Origin of the sequence: Paenibacillus harenae, from assembly GCF_030812415.1 — a bacterium.
GTDB classification, from domain to species: domain Bacteria; phylum Bacillota; class Bacilli; order Paenibacillales; family Paenibacillaceae; genus Pristimantibacillus; species Pristimantibacillus harenae_A.
In genome coordinates this window covers 228,300-249,912 of the sequence record NZ_JAUSST010000008.1, presented here as the reverse complement: position 1 = coordinate 249,912, position 21,613 = coordinate 228,300, and the positions used below count along the sequence as shown (strand labels likewise).

Sequence of the window (21,613 nt, the reverse complement as noted above, 5' to 3'; positions counted from 1 at the left end):
AATTGGCATCGTACTATAGAAGCCCAGCCTACGTCCTTTTGTATACTCTCTCCGGTCTTCCGACAGTGCCGTAGGAGATGTCGGCGACCAGTTCGCCCTTGGCCACGAAATACTCCAAGTACCGCCGGGCGGTCGTGCGGCTGAAGCCGGCCATCCTCCCAAGCTCCTCCGCGGTGAGCACTTCCGGACCGCCAAGAATGAAAGCGAGGATTTTCTCGCTCGTAATCTTATCGATGCCTTTAGGTAGATAGGTATCCCTGTCCGCCCTATCGCCCGCTCCCCATAACAATTGATCGATTCCCTCTTGGTCCACCTGCTTGTTCGAACCGCCGAGCAGCGTCATTTGCTGATGATATTTCTGATAAGATTTCAGCTTCTCCTGAAAGCGTTCGAATACGACCGGCTTGATCATGAAATCATATACGCCGCCGCGAATGGCTTCCCGTACCGTATCGAATTCCTTAGCCGCCGTAATGATGATGACATCCGTGAGCGGATTTTTTTTCTGAATATAATGCAGAAGATCAAGGCCGTTCATATCGGGAAAATATAAATCGAGCAGCACCAGATCCGGGGCCAGAATGTCCAAATGCTCGTGCGCCTGCTGTTCGTCGGTTGCAATGCCGACCACTTCGAATCCCTCCAGCTTCTCCACAAACCGGCGGTTGATCTGCGCGATTCGAAGATCGTCCTCCACAATGACCACCCGGATCATAGCTCTCTCCCCATTTCTTTAGGAATCTTAACGGTAAAAACTGTCCCTCCCTGCGAACGGGAATGGTAGCTGATCGTTCCCCTTGCCTGCTGAACGGCCTGATTCACGATCGCAAGGCCAAACCCCCGATTGCCGCCCTCCTGCTTCGTGGAGAAACCGACTTCATACAAACGATCGGCCGTTTCATCCGCGATGCCGACTCCGTTGTCTTCGATTTCGATGAGCAAGTCATCGCCCGCATCGGACAAAAAAGCCTTTACCGTTTTCGGGTCGCGGTCCGCGGCAAGCACGGCCTCCAGCGCATTATCCAATAAGTTGCCGATAATGGTTACGAGATGATTCCGGCCGATATCGCCCGGAATGTCTTTAAACGAACTGTTTTTATCGATCTCCAAACTCACCTTAAGCTCGTTGGCGCGGTTGAACTTCCCGATTAAGATCCCCCCCAGCATGGGATCCGGAATCTCCCGCAACAGAAATTGAATAAGGTTTTGATGCACGTCCGTTTCGTGCGTAATGAGATCCATCGCTTCCTGATACGATTCCAGCTGGATGAGCCCGTAGATCGTATACAGCTTATTTGAATACTCATGCGTCTGCGAACGCAGCGCTTCGGTATAACGTTTCACCTGCGTAAGCTCCTCCGTTAAACGAAGCAGCTCGGATTTGTTGCGGAAGCTCGATACGGCCCCGACCACTTGATGCTGACGATCGAAAATCGGCAGACGATTGACCACGACCATGCTTTCGTTAATGACCAAATCTTGATCGAACTGGGCATCTCCGGATTTGATCACCTCGAGCAAACGGGATTCCGGTATGACGTCCCGAATATGCTTGCCGGTAATCTCCTCTTTCTCAAGCGGATCGATTAGCCTTATAGCCGTTTGATTGGCGAGCGTAATGATTCCTTCCGTATTAATCGCGATAATCCCTTCGTGGATCGTTTCCAGAATGGCTCTTTTCTCCTGGTACAACAAGCCGATTTCCTTAGGCTCGAGGCCGTGGATAGACCGCTTCACCCCGTTGGAGATTGCAATCGCCCCGCCGCAGCCGATCGTGAGCGCGATGGCCGCAAAAAAAATCATCGCGTTTCGATAAGTCGCGGCCGATTCATGAATGTCTTTCAATAAAATGCCTACCGACACAATGCCGATGATTTGATTATGATCGTCGTAGATGGGCGTTTTGCCCCGCAAGGAAGGCCCCATGGAACCGACCGCTTCCGATATAATCGATTCGCCGTTCAGTACGGGCCCGTTATCCCCGCCGACCATTTCTTTCCCGATTCGATCCGGCAAGGGGTGGGCATAGCGGATTCCTTCCCGGTTTCCAATGACGATGAACTCGGCATCCGTCTCCAATCGAACCTTTTCCACGATCGGCTGAATGATGGCTGCCGGGTTATCCTCGTCGAAAGCATCCTTTATTACGTCCATCAACGCTACCGTCTTCGCTATTTTAAGGGCAGAGGCGCCAACATTCTTCTGCAGCGTGTTGACCAGCATTCTCTCGAAACTAAACGTTAACGCAATAATGATGACGAATAAGAGCGTCCCGATTAACAAAATAAGTCTGGTTTGTAACCGCATTCAATTCCCTCCTTGCCTTTCTGTCCGGCGGGCGGCATTGCCTCTATTGTATTCTACATGCTTCCCCGAACATAGTCCCTTGAGCCGGTTCCGCCCGTAATTTTTATGAACAAAATAGCCAAAATGATTATTTTTCAACTTATGTCGTTATTCTGTTCAGCGCCAAAAAGCGATGTTAGTGTAATGGATATAAGTCGAGTAAGCGCTTACAACAAGATTTGAAACGCTTGCTTGATCGATGATCTAAGGGGGAATCGTTAAAATGAAACCTATAACGAATCATTGGAAAACCATAGTGGCGGCAGCTTTAGTCGCGGTTAGCCTTACGGCATGCAGCACGGGATCGAACGGCGGAAGCTCGAATGCGGCCGATTATCCGGAGAAACCGTTTATCGTCACGGCTCCATCTGGAGCCGGCGGCGGTTGGGATAAGACGGCAAGGTCATTGGCCAAGGTGCTCGGCGAAACGAAGCTGGTCGATCAGACGATGACCGTCGAGAACAAGCCCGGCGGCGGCGGCACCGTATTTATGGCGGAATACGTGACGAAAGACAAGGATGATCCTTACAAGCTGTTCGTCAGCTCGCCGCCTATTCTCATCAACAACCTGAAGAAAGAAGGAAACAGCCCGTACGGGTACAAGGATGTTACCCCGCTCGCGCAATTAACGAAGGATTACGGCGCGATCGCGGTTGCCGCCGATTCCAAGTACAACGATCTTCAAGCGTTAATCGACGATATTAAAGCGGATGCTTCCAAAGTGACGCTTGCGGGCGGTTCCGCTCCCGGTTCCATGGATCATTTGATCAGCGTGCTGCCGGCCTTCAAGTCGGGCGTCGATCCGAAAACGGTCAAATACTTGTCTTATGACGGCGGAGGCGAAGCCATTGCCGCTCTGCTCGGCAATAACGCGGATGCGATCGGAACCGACATCTCTTCCCTCGGCAGTTATTTGAAAGCCGGCAAAATCAAAATTCTCGCGGTCACTTCCAATGAACGGCTCGGCGGGGACTTTAAGGATGTGCCTACTTTAAAAGAACTGGGTCTCGATGCGGAATTCACGATCTGGCGCGGCGTATTCGGCCCGAAAGGCATGACTGCGGACCAAATCGCGTTTTGGGACAAAACGTTAAAGGCGCTATCCGAGAACGAAACGTGGACGAAAGAATTGCAAGCGAATGATTGGGCGAGCGAATACCGAAATTCCGCCGATTTCGCGGCCTTCCTCGGCGAACAAGAAGCCGTCGTGCAGGAGATGTTAACGGCGCTCGGCATGCAGAAGTAACGCGAGGGACCAGGGAGGGAGCGCCAGTCTCCCCTCCTTTCTTTATTCAATGGAGGTGAAGAGCATTGAACAAAACATTCGACCGATACGCCAGCATCGTATTTTTGCTGCTTGGCATAGGATTCATGTGGCAGAGTACGACGATTAGCTCCTCGGCTTACGGGAGTACCGTAGGCCCCAATATTGCCCCTTTCGGTCTCGGGGCGCTGCTCGTTCTGTTAAGCCTGCGTTTGTTCTATGAAGTCTTGAAGTCTAAGGGCCATAGCAGCAAAGCGGAGAAGCTCGATTACAAAAGGTTTCTCATCATCTTCGCCGCAGCGTTTCTATATGCGTTCTTCCTGGAAACGATCGGTTATATTATCGGAACCTTCCTCTTCCTCCTCGTCAGCTTTCAAGTGCTGGAAAGAGGAAAATGGCTGAAGTCGATATTGATCTCCGGGTTATTCTCAGCTGGCGTTTACGTCATCTTCGTCGTCATTTTGGAAGGTTCGATGCCGGGCTTTCCGTCCTGGCTATCGTAATGGAAAGGAGGCACATGAATGGATACCTTGCAATTTCTCGCAGACGGTTTTGCAACCGCCTTCCAATGGCATAATCTGCTGTTCGCCTTCATCGGCGTGTTAATCGGCACCGCCGTAGGCGTACTGCCCGGCATAGGTCCCATGAGCGGCGTCGCGCTGCTTATCCCTATAACGGCTTCCATGACCGGCGGATTGCCGCCGGAAGCGGCCGCAACCAGCTCCATTATTCTGCTGGCCGGCGTTTATTACGGAGCGATGTACGGCGGGTCCACGACGTCCATCCTGCTCAATACGCCGGGGGAATCCTCTTCCGTCGTGACCACCTTGGACGGCTATCAGATGGCCAAGCAAGGAAGAGCCGGAGCCGCTTTGTCGATATCCGCGATCGGATCCTTCGCGGCGGGACTTTTTGCCGTCGTCGCGCTCATCGTTTTAGCCGAACCGCTGTCGGAGGTCGCGATTAAATTCGGACCCGCGGATTACTTTTCCTTGATGCTCCTCGGACTATGCGCGGTCAGCGGCTTGGCCGGCAAATCCATTACGAAGGCGCTTATTATGACCGTGCTCGGCTTGCTGCTGGCTACCATCGGCATGGATACGGTGTCCGGCGTCGCGCGGTTTACGTTCGGCATCCCGCTGCTCTATTCCGGACTCGAGTTTTTGACCGTCGCGGTCGGCCTGTTTGCTTTAGGCGAAGTATTCAAAACGATACTCGAAAAGGATTACACCGCAGGCAAAACGGCAAAGATCGAACGGATCCTTCCGACCAAACAAGATTTGAAGGATAGCGCGGGGCCGATTGCCCGCGGCTCGTTATTGGGCTTTTTCATTGGCATTCTGCCCGGCGCAGGCGCCACGCTGGCTTCTTTCTTTAGTTATATTTTGGAGAAAAAGATGAGCAAAAATCCCGAATCGTTCGGCAAAGGCAATATCGCCGGCGTAGCCGCCCCTGAATCCGCGAATAATGCGGCATCCGGCGGAGCCATGATTCCGCTCCTTACTCTCGGCATTCCGGGGTCGGGTACAACCGCGATCCTAATGGGCGCTTTGATCATGTATAACATCCAGCCGGGTCCTTTGTTATTCGAGGAGCATCCTGAAGTGGCCTGGGGTCTAATTGCCAGCATGCTAATCGGAAATCTCATTTTGCTTGTTCTCAATATGCCGCTGGTGAAGGTGTTTGCCAAGATCATTCAAACGCCGCCGAAATACTTGATTCCGATCATTATCGCGATATCGATCTTTGGCGTTTACGCCGTTCAAGTGCAAATCTTTGATTTAATGCTGCTGCTTGCCTGCGGGGTTGCGGGATTCCTGCTTGCACGGAACGATTACCCTCTGGCTCCCCTTGTGCTTGGCCTAGTGCTGGGACCGATGATTGAAAATAACATGCGAAGAGCGCTAACGACGTCCAACGGCGATTTTATGATTTTCCTGCAAAAACCGCTATCGCTCGTTTTCTTGGTAATCGCGGCGCTCTGGATCATCGTTCCCTTCTTGTTAAAGAAGAGAGGGAAAGAGGTTGTCGTCAACGAGGAAGGTTAAGGAAGTACCCTAATTAACGATCAGACGGAGGCAGCTTATGGATAACAATAAACTCGGCGGAAAAAGCGTTATTCTCAGGCTCGAAATGAATACGAACGAGGTGCATTTCGGCCAGGTCGCATCCTCCATATTCGAAGCCGGCGGCGATATCGTCGCCATCGACGTCATTCAGACCAGCCAAAACAGCACAGTGCGCGATATTACGATAACCGTGACCGATACGGTCGACATAGGCATTATTACGGAAGCGGTTAAGAGCTTGAACGGCGTTCGGCTCGTCAATATTTCGGATAGAACGTTCCTGCTGCATCTCGGCGGGAAAATCGAAACGAAGCTGAAAGCGCCGATTCAGAACCGCGACGATCTCTCGCGCGTCTATACGCCCGATGTCGCGCGCGTATGCTTGGCCATTCACGAAGAACAGCGAAAAGCGTTCACCTTAACGATCAAGAGGAACACCGTTGCCGTCATTTCGGACGGAAGCGCCGTCTTGGGGCTTGGCAATATCGGTCCTTATGCGGCGATGCCCGTTATGGAAGGCAAGTCGATGCTGTTCAAGCAGCTGGCCGACGTCGATTCCTTCCCGCTCTGCCTGAACACGCAGGATACCGAGCAAATCATTGCCACGATCAAAGCGATCGCTCCCGGGTTCGGCGGGATCAATCTGGAGGATATTTCATCGCCCCGATGCTTCGAAATCGAAGAACGGCTGCGCGAGGAATTGGATATTCCCGTGTTCCACGATGACCAGCACGGCACGGCGGTCGTCTTGTATGCGGCTTTAATCAATGCTTTGAAAATCGTAAACAAACCGATCCATGAAATCAAAGTTGTCGTTTGCGGCATAGGAGCGGCGGGCGTAGCCTGCAGTAAAATTCTTTTGTCCGCGGGGGTTACGAACCTCATTGGCGTGGATCGGCACGGAGCGCTTATTGCCGGAACCGCTTATGACAATGCGATGTGGCAGTGGTATGCGGAGAATACCAATCCGAACCGCGAGGAGGGCTCTTTGCGGGACGTTATTCAAGGGGCTGACGTATTTATCGGTCTCTCCGCGGGGGGACTGCTGCGCCGGGAAGATGTCATGACCATGGCGGACAACCCGATCGTATTTGCAATGGCCAATCCCACGCCGGAGATTAGACCCGAGGAAGTGGAGGATATCGTCGGCGTCATGGCCACCGGCCGTTCGGACTATCCGAACCAGATTAACAATGTGTTATGCTTCCCCGGCATCTTCCGCGGCGCATTGGATTGCAGGGCTTCGACCATTAATGAGGAAATGAAGCTTGCGGCCTCAGAGGCTATAGCCTCCGCCATCTCCGATGAAGAAAGAAGCCGGCATTATATTATTCCGAGCGTGTTCAACCAAGCCGTCGTGAAAGCCATTCGCGATCTCGTCATCAAAGCCGCCATAAGGACGGGCGTTGCCCGCCGAATACCTCGAGAGTACAGATGAGGCTAAGCTAAATAATGAACGGGGGTTGTCCGATGAAAGCTGAAATTCGAGGCATCGTTGACATTAACCAAACGGCAGCCGATTATAAATCGAGCATCGTCCTGCGCGTCAGCGATACGAAGTTCGTCGATGTCAAAAGCATCCTTGGCCTGAGTATCTCCCTATACAAAAACCTCGCCTATAAACTTGAAATCCATGGCCCCGACGAGGAAGAAGCCAAATCCGCCATGATCGAGGTTTTCAACAAATATCATATTCATGTCGAGGTAAACCGATGAATCGTCGCCCCCGTGTCGAGAGACACGGGGGCTTCTTACGATTGTACGGCGTCTCCTTTATTCCCTTTGATAGGAAGGCTAATTTTGTGTTGCCTCATTTGCTGCTGTTCTGACCAGCGATTCGTTGGCCTCGCTGGTTGATTTCTACTCATATTGGTCGCTTATGGCGCTTTCACACGTTCTGCATTCCCGAGGGTAGTTATCCCAGACGACCTTACCCGTTTCTTGATCGATCAGTTTCGCTTTGTCCATGGTACTCGCATCCTTGATGCCTTCTGCCTTCGAATCATAGCTCCTAACGAACGTGTCGTCTACAAACAGATAAACCGCTATGTTACTCCATAAGAACGTATTGGGTACGAACACCTCCGCATGATCGAACTGCTTGGCGTAGTCAACCGCCTCCTCTTGCGTGAAAAAGGATGCCTGATATTTATCCCGCACAATGACGCTGAATTCCGGCAATTCAAATCCTACTGATTTCCGCCAATCCTCCGTCAGATCGACTATCTTAAAATCAATGAAACCCTGATTTTCAGCGTATTCCTGAGCCTCATCTAAATTATTAAAATCAGCGATTCGCTTATCTCCTACGTATACACTGATTATTCGAAAATCATCGTCGCCATCCTCTTCGAAATCAGTGCTTGCTTCCGTGTGAGCCTCCGTGTATTTTTCTTTGACCTGTATGCTGTTAGAGGCGTTTGGGTCGTCTGGAGAGGCATCCTCCCTAATACCCGTACTTTCCGTATCCGCTGCGAGCCCCTGCTCCTCTTGGAGCTCTTGTTGTTGCGACTTACTAGCAGGAAGCTCACTCGAATCAACATAATCACTGCTATGCACATAGACATCTACGTCATGATACTTTGCCTCGCCATCATACTGTACTTTTCCACGGACGTGATAGGATAGCGGCAGTAATTTGTAGTAGTCTACATACACTGTATAATTAGAGCTTCCTGCCAATTGGAGGTAGTCTAGCGCAACATCCGAAGAATCGGATACCACGCCCGCCTTCACGAGATTTTCAGTAAATTGCTTCAAATACTCGTGCGTAGGCGGTATCGGCATCTCCGCTTGCAACTTATAGGCAATCTGCTCCGCGACAGGAATCATCTTGTATTTGGAGTAGAGCGGCTCAACAACATATCCGGCGAGCTTAACCATTAGGAAGAACCCAATTAAGAGCGTGAGGACGAATAGGACTACATTTTTGATGAAACGCAATACAGTGAACATAAGGATTCCTCCAAACTGAACTTAGATGTCTATATTTATATCGGCATTCCAGAATGATCGTGAAGGTAAAGGCTTCTTCTTCTCGGCAGCTTACTTACTCTAACGCCGTGACCCAAATATAAAAAGCCGGCCATCGCGGCCGGCTCTTGTCATGCTATCGTTTCCCGTTCAGCGTAAAATTTCAAATCCATTGTTTCTTCTGTATTCCGGTTAATATCTACTAGCGTTTTCCGTTAGCGCAATAACCGGCTCATTTGATTCACTGCACTAAAGAGAGCTTTTACAGATGAGGTCATAATATCGACATCAATCCCGCAGCCCCAATATACGTTGCCATCCAAAGCTGTGATGCCGATATAAGAGACCGCTTGCGATTTCGAGCCTGTTCCCAGAGCGTGCTCCTTATAGACCAAATCGATGTATTCCATCCCGAGATCGGTCTGCAGCGCATTGCTGATCGCATCGAGTCTTCCGTTTCCCGTACCTGTAATTTCCTTGACTTCATTATCGGTCCGTATGGTGACGACGGTTTGAAATGCTTCATCGTCCGTAAAGCGGTATTTGATCAACTCGACAGGGGTTTTTATATTCACATATTCTTTCGAGAATATGTCGTATATATCATCTGGCATTAGCTCCTTTTGCAGCTGATCGGAGACGTTTTTGACGCAGTATCCGAAGTTTTCGCGCATTTTCGCCGGAAGATCGAGTCCGTACTTTTGCTGCAGCACGAACCCAATCCCGCCTTTGCCGGACTGGCTGTTAATGCGGATAATATCCCCTTCATACTCCCTGCCGATATCCTTGGGATCGATCAGCAGATAGGGGACCGACCAGTGCCGGCGTTCCTCTTCCTCACGCCATTTCATGCCCTTGGCAATCGCGTCCTGATGCGAGCCGGAGAAAGCGGTAAAAACAAGCTCGCCGGCGTAAGGGTGTCTTTCGCTTACCCTCATTTTGGTCAGCCGCTCATAAACGGAAATGATGGCAGGGACGCTCTCGAATTTCAGCTTTGGGTCCACCCCGTGCGAGTACATGTTCAGGGCAAGCGTGACAATATCAACGTTCCCCGTTCGTTCCCCGTTTCCGAACAGTGTACCTTCAACCCGCTGGGCTCCGGCCAGCATCCCCAGTTCCGCATCCGCCACGCCCGTTCCTCTGTCGTTATGCGGGTGGAGCGACAAAATGACATGCTCCCGGTAATTCAGGTGCTCGCTCATATACTCGATCTGGCTGGCATAGACATGCGGCATTGACATGGACACCGTTGCAGGAAGATTAATGATGACCGGGTTCTCCGACGTCGGCTGCCATATATCGAGCACGCGGTTGCAAATATCCAGCGCAAAATCCACTTCCGTACCCGTAAAGCTTTCAGGTGAATATTGGAACTGAAAGTTCCCCTCCGTTTCCTCCGCGCACTGCTTCAACAGCTTGGCGCCGCCCAAGGCGATATCGATTATTTCTTCTTTGGATTTGCGGAATACCTGCTCCCGCTGCGCTACGGAGGTCGAGTTGTACAAATGCACAACGGCTTTTTTCGCGCCTTGCAGCGATTCGAACGTTTTGCGGATAATGTGCTCTCTCGATTGGGTAAGCACTTGGATAGTCACGCCATCCGGGATCAAATCCTGCTCGATCAACGTGCGCAAAAAGGCGAATTCCGTTTCCGACGCTGCGGGAAAACCGACTTCGATCTCCTTGAACCCGATGTCCACGAGCAATTTGAAGTATTCCAGCTTTTCCTCCAAATTCATCGGAACGACCAATGCCTGATTTCCGTCGCGAAGGTCGACGCTGCACCAAATCGGTGCCTCCGTCATGTATTCCTTCCGGGTCCAATTCAAACTTGTCTCCGGTGGCATAAAATATCCTCTGGCGTATTTTTCAACATTTTTCATGGGTTATCCTTCCTTTCGTCCATATCCTAAAGTTGATCGCTCATGATCCGGCGGAATGCAAAAAAAGCCCTTCATCTCCGTTACGTTTACGTTAACAGAGACGAAAGACTGTGAAATCTTACGCGGTACCACTCTGAATTCGCGCCTTGGACGGCACGCACTCTGGCAGATGCGGGTTTGCAAGCACGGACAAACCTTATATCCTCCTGATGATAACGGTCAGGTTCCGGCTCCACCTACTTTGTCGGTTCAGCGAGCAACTCCAAGGCGAGTTCGGATTTCCTCCAAGGCTGTTTCGCACCTTCCAACAGCTCTCTGATCGAGTTGAAAACCTTACTATTCCTCTTCAACGTATTGAAATATTTAATTGTAGTTTATAACACTCAAACAATGTTATCAAGTGCCTGCCCGGTTTTATTGCTGCCGTAATTTTTTACTGAACTTTTATATCATTGTTCCATGTCATTTATTTGTACATCAGTCCGGGTTTCTCCCTCGATTGGCATGAGCTCGATACCCTTGAAATTGGCGTGAATGGTGTAGTATACAATGCCAACCTCGTCATACACACCCTTGCTGTCGATCGTTCCGTAAGTGAGCATTTCCGCCATAAAGTTATCTAAGAAATAGACGGATTCCTTAAAATCCTCAGGTTTTTTGCCGGCTTCCCCATTTGTACCTACAGTATCCTTCTGCCACTTCACAATGGCGATACCATCCGAATTAATTTCGATATACTTGATTAGTCCCCTGTATTGCACCTGATAGCGGAGTGCCTCTCCTTTTGGAAAAGTATAACTGGTATGAAAACCTTCTCCATTTGTTACGATTTCTTTATCCACAAGCGTGGTTGGAGTATGAATCGCAATTGTCCGCGCATCTTCTAATTTTCCGCTCATAAGTGTTTTGAAGCGTTCTTGGCCAGATGGCGTCCGCACGATCAAAGTCTTATTCGTACTGTTGTATTTCAATGTTCCCCCTAGTGTCTCTGAGAGAAAACGCAGAGGCAGATAGGTTCTACCTTCTTTAATCGTCACAGGAGCATCCAGCTTGACGATTTTACCGTTAACCAGGGCTGTTGTGGATCCACCATTAAGGCGTACGGTCGTTTTCATTTCTTTATTCGTTACTATTATCGTTTTCGTAGCCTGCTCATAGGAATACACTAGATTTGCAGGATCCTTAAAAGCTATTAGCTGTACCATTGTCCTGCCGTTCACGGTTAGCACATTGTCCTGCAGCGCGCCATCAATATAAACCACTATCGGTTTTTGGGGCGCAGCGGAGATTGAAGATCCTGAGACCAGCATTCCGACAATGGAAAAAAAAGCAACGGTTGCGATCATCCATTTTTTCATAAGCAAGTAAAACCTCCTCCATATTTGGATCCTAATACAACAAACGCCATTTTCGATAAAAGGTTGCAACCCTAATCGAAACATGATGATCAAATTCGGAAAAACGCAGTCGCCGTCTTCGTCGTTGACTCTGCTACCTCGTCTTCCGGTTTCCCGATGCATTGCGCAACCGTGTGCAAAATGTGCCGCAGGAATGCAGGTTCATTACGGCCGTCGGCCGGCTTTTCCTTCAAATCCCGCGGAGTCAGGAACGGCGCATCCGTCTCGATCATCAGCCGATCCAGCGGAATCTGACGGACAAGTTCCCTCAAATGCTTGCCTCTTCGTTCATCGCATATCCAGCCGGTAATCCCTATATGGAAGCCCATTTCGAGGTATGCCTTGAGCTCAGTCTGTGTTCCTGTAAAACAGTGAACTACCGCATGCTTGACCTCGTTTTCCTTAAGAATCGCGGCAAAATCCGAAAAGGCTTCCCGTTCATGCAGAAACAACGGCATATCAAGCTCGAACGCCAATCGAATCTGCTCGGCGAACCACTTTCTCTGCACATCGCGCGGCGAGAAATCACGGTTATAATCGAGACCGCATTCCCCGATGGCCACCACTTGGGGGAGTGCCGCCAATTGCCTAAGCTTAGCCATCGTTTGCCCGTCGCAGCTCTTTGCGTCATGGGGATGGATCCCCGCAGTAGCGAACAGCTTCCCCGGGTAACGGCTTGCATAACGGGCTGCATCTGTACTGTTCCTCAGGCTCGTGCCCGTAAGGATGAGGGGCTCAACCTGGTTTGCCACCGCCCTCTCTACGACCTGCTCGCGATCCTGATGGAACGAGCGATGCATCAGGTTGACTCCGATATCAATAATTGGGTTATTCATCATTCAGGTGCTCCTTTTCCTCCGAACTCCATATCGAATAGCATGCCGACGGCACGCCATCCGCTAACCACACTTCATTCCCTGCATAATAGAAGGTCACGCCAAGCTGCTTCGCGATGGTCGTATCCACCTTAAGAATAACAAGCTCACCTCTTCGGCTACCTGCCAAAGCAGCGAAATGAGTACCTTCCGATAAATGCACGTACTGCCGGCTCATCGGAACGATCCCTTCCTTCATAATCGACGGGAGAGCTTTCTCGTTCGTGCCATGGTACAGACGGGCCGGCGGGTCCCCCGGAACATATGACACTTTATCGTGACTATGGCCGTATCTCGCCCTGATGCGTCCGCCCTCGATCTCGAAACGCTGCTTGTCCGAGTTGCGAACCACCTGCTCTATATCATCCTGCTTTATTCCCGACCACTTGGGCAACGCTTTAATCGCTTCCAACAGCGAATTTACGGTGCATGATCCATCCTCGGGATTCAAAGCAACGCCAAACTCCCCAGGCGCATGCCGAAGCAGCTTGGTCATTAATTTGCTTAGCGTTTTTTCCATTGCTTGATCTAACATTTTTAACACCTTACTTTCGAATCATTCATTTTTCTCGATGTATCCCTTGCTATGATTATAACCAATTCGATCCGAGATGGGACGGGAAATAATGGTTTAAAATCAAATGGTATCGTTCTGGTTGTGCATGTTTAATTCTTTAAAACACTGACACACTGTTGTCAGACATAGTTGCTTACAATAGAGAAAACAACAAACCTTAGGAGGAGATTCAATATGAACACAAAACAAACATTACGGGGCTTTGCGACGATCAGCTACTGGGCGGAGGATATGGAAGCCGCGAAGGCGTGGTACGCGGAGCTGCTGGGCATTGCGCCTTACTTCGAACGCTCAGGACCGGATGGCCGCCCCGTCTATGCCGAGTTTCGCATTGGTGACTATCAGCACGAGCTGGGGTTGATCGATCGCAGGTTTGCTCCTGCCCAAGCAGCAGTTGCTTCAGGCGGTGCCATCATGTACTGGCATGTGGATGATATCGAAACGACATTCAACCGTTTGAAGGCTATGGGAGCGGAAGAGTACGAACCGATTCAACACCGCGGGGAGGGTTTCATTACAGCTTCGGTCCTAGATCCTTTTGGTAACGTACTTGGTATTATGTACAATCAACACTATTTGGACATGTTGACACGACTAATCCTTTCTTAAGCTACGTGGATTTCGTTGAAGAAGCGTTGTGTTTCGGCTGGATTGACAGTGTAAGAATCTGACGAAGCGCTCCTGCCAAGCCCAAGGTCGTTCCATCATTTACATATGGACAGGCATGACCATCTTGCCTCAATATATCTCTGAGGTGAATATAATGAGAATAGTTAAATTACTTATGCTAGCGGCATTGCTTGCGTTAACTTTATCCCCCAAAGCGGCATACGCAGCAGAAAACCCCATTGCCGTGTATATCCAGGATGAAGAGTTGTCTTTCGATCAGCCTCCTGTCATTACCAGCGGAAGAGTGCTTGTCCCGTTCCGCCCAATCGCAGAAGGATTAGGTGTCGATGTGTCTTGGGATTCGAAGACAAAACGAGTGACCGCCCAGTATGAAAGCCCGTTCAAAAGCAAAATCGTCACGATTCCAGTGAACGGAAAAACCGCTACAGTCGATGGGGCCATCGTCTCGCTAGACGTTCCCGCCAAAATCATTAACGGCAGAATCATGGTTCCCATTCGTTTCTTGACCCAATCCTTCGGGGCGAAAGTGAACTGGAACAGCAAAAGCCGTGAAATCGACATTACGATTTGGGAGTTGAAAGACACCGTCTTCAATCAATTCGAAAAGGACGGCAGCGTGGTCAATACCTATACAGAGTCCGGCTTTAATCAAAAGCTTAGCAACATGTACGACAATGAAGAGCTTGTTGCAACCTCCAAATGGACAAATCTGATGGATCCAGGCAAAATCGGCGTGGTTGCGCAGCATTATGGCTTCTTCCTCATAAACGGAAAATACCACGAGATCTCTCTCGTATTGGACGGAGAGCTTAATAAACAGGGGAATTTTGACGGAGATGTCATTTTCGAGCTGTATGACGACCAGACAGGGGAATTCGTCGACTCGTACTACACCTATATTGAAGACGTCGCTTATAACAAAGTGGTTAAATACAACGTCTACAACGCTGTACAAGCGGCGGGATGGGAGTAGAGCAAATTAATACAAGAAGGGCTGCCGTTCAAACCCAACGGCAGCCTTTTATCATTTAACACCTTACATAATTGCGTTTGAAACCGATTTGCCCTTTATCTACGGCCTTTTGAATATTTTCGGAAGCTTGCAGGAACTTGCTTTTTTTCTTATTCCGATTGACTTCTACCGGACCTACTTCCTTCGCGGTTTCGACCGCCTTATCATGGAGCGGCGTATAGGATACCGCGACGGTGTAAATGAAATTACTCATAGCGAATTTCGTTCGTTCGGGAGAATCGTGAATCGTATTTTTCACAAGTTCAAGCATTTGGGCGATTTTGCTTTCGGCAAATTCACCGTCCGGTCGACTGCCAAGCAGCCAGCAGTAGCAGCTCCAGCCCGCCGACATTCTCAGCTCTTCGCCGCTTGCACTCCATTTATCGGCTACTTCTTGCGCAATATCGGTTTCCGCCAAGGTTACTGCAACCACATAATCGGACAGCATATAGAAATAGGCCGTATCCATCCAACGATCGAAATCCGCTTCCGTCATTGCTTTCGGGTCTGCAATGATGCCGGCAAAGTACATGGCGTCGTAGTTCCCCGTGTTGTATAGCTGCTCGGCCAAAGGTTGATTCATTTTGATTTTCTTAGCGATGGGCTTCATAGCGCCTGTAGCCACGCCAAAAAGCGGTTCGTGCGCGCCATTGGACTCGTACATTTTCTTAAGCCGTTCCTTGCCGAGAGCTTCAAGCTCCTGCATAACCATTTCTGCATTCATTGTTCAACACTCCCTCTTACCATTTCAGGAGGACTTAATAGGCCCTCGCCTTTATATAAAGCAGTTTTCATCCGTCATGCTAATTGATTGGTTGTCTCCAAAAATTATTATACATCAATGCCTTAGCATGAAGAAGTAAGGGCTTTATCCTACTCATCCACTATTTACTCCTCTACATAGTTGGTATATATTAGTATTGTCATAAATGTAAAGTATTACCACTAGGCGAAAGGGGGGCAGGATGCGATCCGTTTTGAATCCATATTGAGAGGATGGACGATTCATGACCAAACTGAGCACAAAGCTATTCGTACTTGTTGCGGCAATCTCTCTTATCTTCTGCGTAACCGCATCGGCTAACCCTGCCATCGTAAGCTACGGAGGCTCCTACTCCAATACCCTCACCGCCGGTCAAGGATACGCTTACATTCTTCCTAATGCCAAAACAACCGGCACAAGCGTCAAGATTACGGCATCCTCGGCAAATACGCTCCGTCTTCATTATTACTGGAGCTACAACAATACGACGATCGACCTGGGCACAGCCATCGTAAACAGCACCAATTACAACGGCGGTTCGGGCTACTACAGCCCCGGCACGCTGATCACTGTAGTGGAACGCGTACCAGGATCTACAACGGCGTATCCTTCCGTATCCTACACGATTAGTTTCAATTAAAAGGAACATAAACCACTCCCGTTGAAATGCGATAGGGAGTGGTTTTGTTTTTTGATTACAATCGCAGCTTATCTTCTACGCCGTCTCTGATCTCCATTAGCAATGTGCCCAACCTATTTTGACCATGACCGTTACCGCCGTCTCCCCAGTAAGCATCATTGGTAGTATGTTCGACTATTGTACAGTCGCCCGTAGATAGAAGAATAGACATCTTTTCGAAGAGGCTTATTTCCCGCCCAATTTTGCCTCCATAGGCGTGCCCCTATATCTATGTAATTTCACTATCATGAAAGCGCCCGGATTATAATAGATAAGGAAAGAGCTTCCACGTGCGCTTCATGTAATTCTTATAGGCTTCCCCGAAGTAATTCGTTAACGCTCTTTCTTCGATCCTGATACGGTATAAGTACGCGCCTGCGATTAGGAGTACGTTAACGATTAGAGCAAGCCAATTATTAATGGACAACGCAATGCCCATGAAAATCAATATACCTCCCGTATAGGAAGGATGTCTGACCCATCTATATATTCCCCTGCTAATTAATTCGTGATCATCCTGGATTTGCACTCTTCCCGTAAAGTATCGTCCCAGAAACCAAATGGAGCCCCATCTTAAAATCATGCCTATCAGAAGGATAACGATACCTGCCCATGTGAATATCCACTTAAACTGCAAATGGTCCGCGTCCTGTAGCAGCAGCGCATAGTCGATGGATAGTACAGCAACAAAACAAACATTTAATACAACCACGGAGCCGTTGTCAACGTTCTTCGCATTTTTCCCCGATTTTACTAGAACCCAAATTTCGGAGGCGATTAAGATTCCGAATAATAAGATGAATACATTAGCGCTAACCGCCGATGAGAACAGATTAGACAGACTGCTCAATGCTCTTCTCCTCCTCCATTGCCCATATAAGAGGCCGTAAACGTGTATAAAAGTCTTTTTGCTCTTCAAAATCAAAAATCATAATATAATCTTCCGCGCCTAATAAATACTTGCGGTTGATCGGAATAGGAGAAAGCAATCTGAACCCGACTTTGTCGTATAAACGAATCAGGTGCGGCGAACATGTTAATAGCACTCCATCCGCTGACACTTTCGTTGCGAGCTTCAATGCTTGAAAATACAAGCGTACGGAGACCACGCCATTGCGAATGTCCTTCGCGGTCATCAATCTTCCAATTTCTAAATACCGTTTGTCAGGGTCTATTAAATCGACGATATCCGGATACGTTTCCACGATTTCTAATGGACTTGCAAAGGGATCCATACATCTAATCGTGCCTACGATTCGATTGCCTAAGTAAGCATTGTACAAGACCGCTTTCGCATCAAATTCATCAATAATATGTTCCAGGGCAATACGCCCAAGCTCATGATAATAAACTTGATTGCGCAATGCTCTTACATCGTTCCAGTCGGAGGCCGAGCGAACAACCCTTATTTCAAGCTTTGAATCAGCGATTCGCAATAATTTGCGCAGCGCGGAGATCTCTATAGTCATAACTTTCACCGCCACCCACTTCCCAATAAAATACCGGGTTAGATATAGCCCGAACTCTTTCATTTCAATCTCATACTAGTAGTATATCAGAAATGATAGGAGGGATTTTCCATGCTTGTTCATAAAATTTTGAAACATTCTCGCGGGAAAGCTGTTGTGCTTAAAACGGTTTCAGGGGAAGAAATAATAGGCGTCGTTATTAGAGTGAAAGGCGGAGTCGTCCAATTAAAAAATCAAACAAGAAGAAATATATTTGTAGTCATCAATAAAATCGTCGCTGTCGTAAAATAAAAAACGTTAAAAAGCGACCTCTGAGCGTGGCGCGGAATGTGCGAAGTGGCTATACTGAATCATTGCAGTAACTTTAGGCTGTTTCGCGCCATATCGAGAGCTAGTCTTTTTAAACTTGTCCAGGCAGATACCGTTTCTATTACTATTAATCTTTCATAACATAAAGTATTGCTAAGTGATTCTAGCAATACAATCAGAATACAAGGGGGTGAAAAGAATGGTAATTAAAAGAACAAGGATAGGAAAGTCAGCCTGCAAGAATACGGTCTACAAAAAAACGGTATTAAAAAAGACGATTTGCAGACAGTCGTTCGGTAAGAAGTGTATCAACAAAAGGTCTAGAAGAATAAATTCCGCGTTCAGAGCAGTCGCCGGCTTCAATCAAGAACTCCTTAACGGAGTTGTTACCAACGTTCGGTATCAAGTAGAAGAATTGGACCTTAACAATGAATATAATCCGGCGACATCGACATTTCGCCCAAAACAAAATGGTGTGTACAGCCTTTTTGCAAGCGTAAGCTTTGCAGCTCCTACTTTGATTCCGGCTTCCATAGGTTTAGAGATAAGAGTAAACGGCGTGCCGAGAATTTTAGACCAAGAAGATTTTATTTCTACTCGCGGCATGATTGATGCCGGCGGTATCATAAATTTAGAAGCTCGCGATAGAGTGCAGGTGTTTGCGAGGGTTGTTGATAAAAGCGTCGAAATTCAAAGCGGAGTAGCGACCCGTTTTGAAGGAGCTAGAATATCATAGAGAGATTCCATCTCGGACAGTTGCCCGGCGGCACATCATCGGCCAGCCGCGTTTCGTTGTCGACCTTTATCGTTGTAGCCAACTCGTATGATGACGGATTTTGAACGCGTGGGCATGCTGCATGTCTACGCAAGAAAAAGCCTGAATCCGCAGCCGGATTCAGGCTAACATGCGAGGAGGGGAAACGCCCTCGCTCTTATAAGTTCTTGCTCCATTCGGCTACTCTGCGATAGCTCTCTTCCTCGGAAATATCCTCCACCCGGGTCATAATCGACCACCGAATGCCGTACGGATCCAGAATGCTGCAGTAACGATCGCCGGAGACGAAGCTTGCAGCCGGTTCTCTGACCGTCGCTCCGCCGGCAACGGCCAGAGCTAAGGTTTTGTCGACGTCCGGTACATAAATGCCCATCGAATAACAAGCCTTTCCTTCGCCCGGCGGCGAGATCAGTCCATATTCGGGCGTCGCCGCTCCCAGTTGCAGGAAGCCGTTGCCGAAGTCGATATCCGCATGAACGATGACTTTGTTGCCTTCATCGCCAAAGTCCGTCACGCTTTTCGCTTTGGCTCCAAATACATTTTCGTAAAAAACGATCGCTTCCGCCGGGTTGTTCACGACGATAAACGGCGTAAGTGTCGTATAGCCGTGGGGCTTGCCGTTGCTCGTATATTGTCCGTTCGCTCCCGGTGCATGAATGTTTTCTGCCATCCTTATTCCCCTCCAATAATAAACGTTATCGGCGTACGTCGGCACGAAGCGAATTGCCGGTACCGGTCGAGCGCCTGACAGCCGCTTCTCTACCCTATTGCGAAACCGGCTTGCATCTGCTAGATTCCATTATAGATGCATGGCTATGCCCTGTATTGTAAAAAGGCGACCAAGCAGACATATCGTCAGGAGGTTCGTAACCGTGAAGCCAAAAGACAGCTCGTCCACGCGCGGCATCGTGCACGCGGGCGCCGGGCGGGACAAGTTCAAGCTGTCCCGCTATGAACCGGGACCCGCGCTCAGGCCGTTTGTCGAGCATTATTGGGCGATTCGCTACGAATTGCCCAGAGGGATATCGCATACGCAGACCGTGCTGTCGTACCCTAACGTCCACTTGGCTTTCGAGCAAGACGAGGAGGGACGCCGCGCGTTGGTGTACGGCATTCCAAGCCGTCCGTTCGTTCGCGAGCTTCGGGGTGCCGGACAAGTGTTGGGGGTCAAGTTTCGCGCAGGAGGCTTCTTTCCGTTCTGGCAGCGCGACGTTTCCCTCTTAACCGGATCGACGATTGCGTTAACCGAGGCGCTCGGACAGGAAGCATGCGGGTGGATGGATTCTGTGCTTGGCGCCGGCGACGATGCGGCGATGGCCGGTCAAGCCGAGGACTTGCTTCTATCGCGGCTTCCGGAGCGCGACGAGCAGGCCGAACTAGCAGATCGGATCGTACAGGAAGTCATGAACGACTTAGGCGTCACGAAAGTAGAGCATATGCGCGAACGAAGCGGATTGTCCATTCGCCAATTGCAGCGCCTATTCCGCAAATACGTCGGCGTAACCCCGAAGTGGGTCATCAAGCGGTTCCGCCTGCAGGAAGTCGCGAATCGGCTGGAGAGCGACGCGTCCGTGCAATGGGCGGAGCTCGCCGATCAATTGGGCTATTTCGACCAGGCGCACTTTATTAAAGACTTCAAATCCGTTCTCGGTCAATCGCCGTCCGCCTACCGCAAGCATTCATCCGGTTCTTAACATAAAAGGCTGCTCCGAAGTCATCCAGAATGACTTCGGAACAGCCCTGATACCAAGAGTTGCCCTTTATCGAGGCAATCGGCTCCGTTGGAAAGCCCAGTGGTTCGTCGGTCCGCGGCCGCCGCCGATCTTTATCCCGTCTTCGATCGCCGCTTGGATGAAGGCTTTGGCCTCGCGCATAGCGCTCTCGACCTCAAGCCCCCGAGCGAGTCCGGCTGCAAGAGCAGCTGAGAATGTGCAGCCCGTGCCATGGGTATGCCCCGTAGCTATTCGCTTGCCTGCGAGCTCGGTAAAATAACGGCCGTCAAACAGCAAATCCACGGCTTCCGCTCCCGCGTCGTGACCGCCTTTGATAATGACATACCTCGCACCGAATCCGGCGAGCCGCCTTGCCGCTTCTTCTTTATCCGCCTTACCCCGAATAGAGCTGCCCGTAAGCTGCTCCGCTTCCGGAATGTTAGGCGTCACGACTGCCGTAAGCGGCAATAGCTTGCCCGTTAAGGCGCGAATCGCCTCTTCCTGCAGCAGCACGGCACCGCCTTTCGCTACCATGACGGGATCCACGACAACCTTCGTCCACCCGAAATGCCGGATCGCTTCGGCAACGGCAAGTATGATTTCGCTGCTGAACAGCATGCCCGTCTTAACGGCATCGACCCCGATATCGTCGCCCACCGCATGGATCTGCTGAATAACCGCATCCGGGCTTAACGGATATACGGCCTGTACCCCCAGCGTATTCTGCGCCGTCACCGCCGTTATGGCGGACATGCCGTAGACGCCAAGCTCTTGGAACGTTTTCAAATCCGCTTGGATGCCCGCCCCTCCGCCGCTGTCGGAGCCTGCGATCGTTAAAGCCCTTGCAACCTGTTGTCTTGAATGTGTATCGATCTCCATC

24 protein-coding genes and 1 other annotated feature are annotated in these 21,613 nt (G+C 49.8%); of the genes, 11 read left to right on the top strand and 13 right to left on the bottom strand.

Annotated elements, in window-relative coordinates:
- Nucleotides 1–28 precede the first annotated feature (28 nt).
- Nucleotides 29–715 (bottom strand): response regulator, encoded by a 687-nt coding sequence (locus tag J2T14_RS26885; protein ID WP_307206275.1) that lies wholly within the window; start codon nucleotides 713–715, stop codon nucleotides 29–31.
- Nucleotides 712–2,307: an ATP-binding protein gene (locus J2T14_RS26880; RefSeq protein ID WP_307475896.1), complete on the bottom strand. Its 1,596-nt coding sequence runs from the start codon at nucleotides 2,305–2,307 to the stop codon at nucleotides 712–714. Before J2T14_RS26880 ends, J2T14_RS26885 begins: the two co-directional genes overlap by 4 nt.
- 262 nt (nucleotides 2,308–2,569) lie before the next feature.
- Between J2T14_RS26880 and J2T14_RS26875 the strand changes: the two genes are divergently transcribed.
- The 5 genes from J2T14_RS26875 (at nucleotide 2,570) to J2T14_RS26855 (ending at nucleotide 7,395) form a co-directional block, all read left to right on the top strand.
- Entirely contained in the window at nucleotides 2,570–3,592 is a 1,023-nt protein-coding gene (locus tag J2T14_RS26875) for a Bug family tripartite tricarboxylate transporter substrate binding protein (protein ID WP_307206277.1), read from the top strand.
- Nucleotides 3,593–3,657: 65 nt separating this feature from the next.
- A complete protein-coding gene (locus tag J2T14_RS26870) occupies nucleotides 3,658–4,113 on the top strand; it encodes a tripartite tricarboxylate transporter TctB family protein (protein WP_307206278.1) in 456 nt (151 codons plus the stop codon).
- Between the two features lie 18 nt (nucleotides 4,114–4,131).
- Nucleotides 4,132–5,658, top strand: coding sequence for a tripartite tricarboxylate transporter permease (locus J2T14_RS26865; protein ID WP_307475893.1), 1,527 nt, complete (start codon nucleotides 4,132–4,134; stop codon nucleotides 5,656–5,658).
- Nucleotides 5,659–5,695: 37 nt separating this feature from the next.
- A complete protein-coding gene (locus tag J2T14_RS26860; protein ID WP_307475891.1) occupies nucleotides 5,696–7,117 on the top strand; it encodes an NAD-dependent malic enzyme in 1,422 nt (473 codons plus the stop codon).
- 32 nt (nucleotides 7,118–7,149) lie between these two features.
- A complete protein-coding gene (locus J2T14_RS26855; protein ID WP_307206281.1) occupies nucleotides 7,150–7,395 on the top strand; it encodes an HPr family phosphocarrier protein in 246 nt (81 codons plus the stop codon).
- Between the two features lie 144 nt (nucleotides 7,396–7,539).
- On the opposite strand, the gene J2T14_RS26850 is transcribed toward J2T14_RS26855, so the two are convergent.
- The 5 genes from J2T14_RS26850 to J2T14_RS26830 all read right to left on the bottom strand — a co-directional run bounded on the left by J2T14_RS26850 (nucleotide 7,540) and on the right by J2T14_RS26830 (nucleotide 13,342).
- Nucleotides 7,540–8,634 (bottom strand): hypothetical protein, encoded by a 1,095-nt coding sequence (locus tag J2T14_RS26850; RefSeq protein WP_307475889.1) that lies wholly within the window; start codon nucleotides 8,632–8,634, stop codon nucleotides 7,540–7,542.
- Nucleotides 8,635–8,867: 233 nt separating this feature from the next.
- Nucleotides 8,868–10,535, bottom strand: a complete 1,668-nt coding sequence (locus tag J2T14_RS26845) for a 2-isopropylmalate synthase (RefSeq protein WP_307475887.1) — start codon at nucleotides 10,533–10,535, stop codon at nucleotides 8,868–8,870.
- Between the two features lie 93 nt (nucleotides 10,536–10,628).
- Nucleotides 10,629–10,894, bottom strand: a binding site (T-box leader).
- 90 nt (nucleotides 10,895–10,984) lie between these two features.
- Nucleotides 10,985–11,893, bottom strand: a complete 909-nt coding sequence (locus J2T14_RS26840; RefSeq protein WP_307475885.1) for a copper amine oxidase N-terminal domain-containing protein — start codon at nucleotides 11,891–11,893, stop codon at nucleotides 10,985–10,987.
- 89 nt (nucleotides 11,894–11,982) lie between these two features.
- Complete coding sequence (locus tag J2T14_RS26835; RefSeq protein WP_307476062.1) at nucleotides 11,983–12,768, bottom strand: TatD family hydrolase; 786 nt, start codon at nucleotides 12,766–12,768, stop codon at nucleotides 11,983–11,985.
- Nucleotides 12,761–13,342: an RNA 2'-phosphotransferase gene (locus tag J2T14_RS26830; RefSeq protein WP_307475882.1), complete on the bottom strand. Its 582-nt coding sequence runs from the start codon at nucleotides 13,340–13,342 to the stop codon at nucleotides 12,761–12,763. Before J2T14_RS26830 ends, J2T14_RS26835 begins: the two co-directional genes overlap by 8 nt.
- A 216-nt stretch (nucleotides 13,343–13,558) precedes the next feature.
- On the opposite strand from J2T14_RS26830, the gene J2T14_RS26825 reads away from it, so the two are divergent.
- The gene (locus tag J2T14_RS26825) at nucleotides 13,559–13,993 is read left to right on the top strand and encodes a VOC family protein (RefSeq protein WP_307475880.1); all 435 of its coding nucleotides are present in this window, start codon (nucleotides 13,559–13,561) and stop codon (nucleotides 13,991–13,993) included.
- 154 nt (nucleotides 13,994–14,147) lie between these two features.
- On the top strand, nucleotides 14,148–14,987 hold the full coding sequence (locus tag J2T14_RS26820) for a copper amine oxidase N-terminal domain-containing protein (RefSeq protein ID WP_307475878.1): 840 nt from the start codon (nucleotides 14,148–14,150) through the stop codon (nucleotides 14,985–14,987).
- Nucleotides 14,988–15,042: 55 nt separating this feature from the next.
- Here J2T14_RS26820 and J2T14_RS26815 read toward each other — a convergent pair whose 3' ends face one another.
- Complete coding sequence (locus J2T14_RS26815; RefSeq protein WP_307475876.1) at nucleotides 15,043–15,750, bottom strand: DNA alkylation repair protein; 708 nt, start codon at nucleotides 15,748–15,750, stop codon at nucleotides 15,043–15,045.
- 283 nt (nucleotides 15,751–16,033) lie between these two features.
- Between J2T14_RS26815 and J2T14_RS26810 the strand changes: the two genes are divergently transcribed.
- On the top strand, nucleotides 16,034–16,429 hold the full coding sequence (locus tag J2T14_RS26810) for a hypothetical protein (RefSeq protein WP_307206291.1): 396 nt from the start codon (nucleotides 16,034–16,036) through the stop codon (nucleotides 16,427–16,429).
- 55 nt (nucleotides 16,430–16,484) lie between these two features.
- Here J2T14_RS26810 and J2T14_RS26805 read toward each other — a convergent pair whose 3' ends face one another.
- From J2T14_RS26805 to J2T14_RS26795, 3 genes are all read right to left on the bottom strand, one after another.
- Nucleotides 16,485–16,640 (bottom strand): NADAR domain-containing protein, encoded by a 156-nt coding sequence (locus tag J2T14_RS26805; RefSeq protein WP_373458214.1) that lies wholly within the window; start codon nucleotides 16,638–16,640, stop codon nucleotides 16,485–16,487.
- 90 nt (nucleotides 16,641–16,730) lie between these two features.
- Nucleotides 16,731–17,318 carry a methyltransferase family protein gene (locus J2T14_RS26800; RefSeq protein WP_307475873.1) on the bottom strand — a complete coding sequence of 196 codons (588 nt, stop codon included), beginning with the start codon at nucleotides 17,316–17,318 and terminating at the stop codon, nucleotides 16,731–16,733.
- Nucleotides 17,302–17,937, bottom strand: coding sequence for an N-acyl amino acid synthase FeeM domain-containing protein (locus J2T14_RS26795; protein ID WP_307476059.1), 636 nt, complete (start codon nucleotides 17,935–17,937; stop codon nucleotides 17,302–17,304). Before J2T14_RS26795 ends, J2T14_RS26800 begins: the two co-directional genes overlap by 17 nt.
- 111 nt (nucleotides 17,938–18,048) lie before the next feature.
- Between J2T14_RS26795 and J2T14_RS26790 the strand changes: the two genes are divergently transcribed.
- On the top strand, nucleotides 18,049–18,228 hold the full coding sequence (locus J2T14_RS26790; RefSeq protein WP_307475872.1) for a hypothetical protein: 180 nt from the start codon (nucleotides 18,049–18,051) through the stop codon (nucleotides 18,226–18,228).
- 217 nt (nucleotides 18,229–18,445) lie between these two features.
- On the top strand, nucleotides 18,446–18,982 hold the full coding sequence (locus J2T14_RS26785) for an ABC transporter permease (RefSeq protein ID WP_307475870.1): 537 nt from the start codon (nucleotides 18,446–18,448) through the stop codon (nucleotides 18,980–18,982).
- A gap of 196 nt (nucleotides 18,983–19,178) precedes the next feature.
- Here J2T14_RS26785 and J2T14_RS26780 read toward each other — a convergent pair whose 3' ends face one another.
- The gene (locus J2T14_RS26780; protein ID WP_307475868.1) at nucleotides 19,179–19,691 is read right to left on the bottom strand and encodes a VOC family protein; all 513 of its coding nucleotides are present in this window, start codon (nucleotides 19,689–19,691) and stop codon (nucleotides 19,179–19,181) included.
- A 202-nt stretch (nucleotides 19,692–19,893) separates the two neighbouring features.
- Between J2T14_RS26780 and J2T14_RS26775 the strand changes: the two genes are divergently transcribed.
- The gene (locus tag J2T14_RS26775; protein ID WP_307475866.1) at nucleotides 19,894–20,715 is read left to right on the top strand and encodes a helix-turn-helix domain-containing protein; all 822 of its coding nucleotides are present in this window, start codon (nucleotides 19,894–19,896) and stop codon (nucleotides 20,713–20,715) included.
- 66 nt (nucleotides 20,716–20,781) lie between these two features.
- Here the strand turns inward: J2T14_RS26775 and thiD are convergent, their stop codons facing one another.
- Nucleotides 20,782–21,612: a bifunctional hydroxymethylpyrimidine kinase/phosphomethylpyrimidine kinase gene (gene thiD, locus J2T14_RS26770; RefSeq protein ID WP_307475864.1), complete on the bottom strand. Its 831-nt coding sequence runs from the start codon at nucleotides 21,610–21,612 to the stop codon at nucleotides 20,782–20,784.
- Between the last annotated feature and the right edge of the window lies 1 nt (nucleotide 21,613).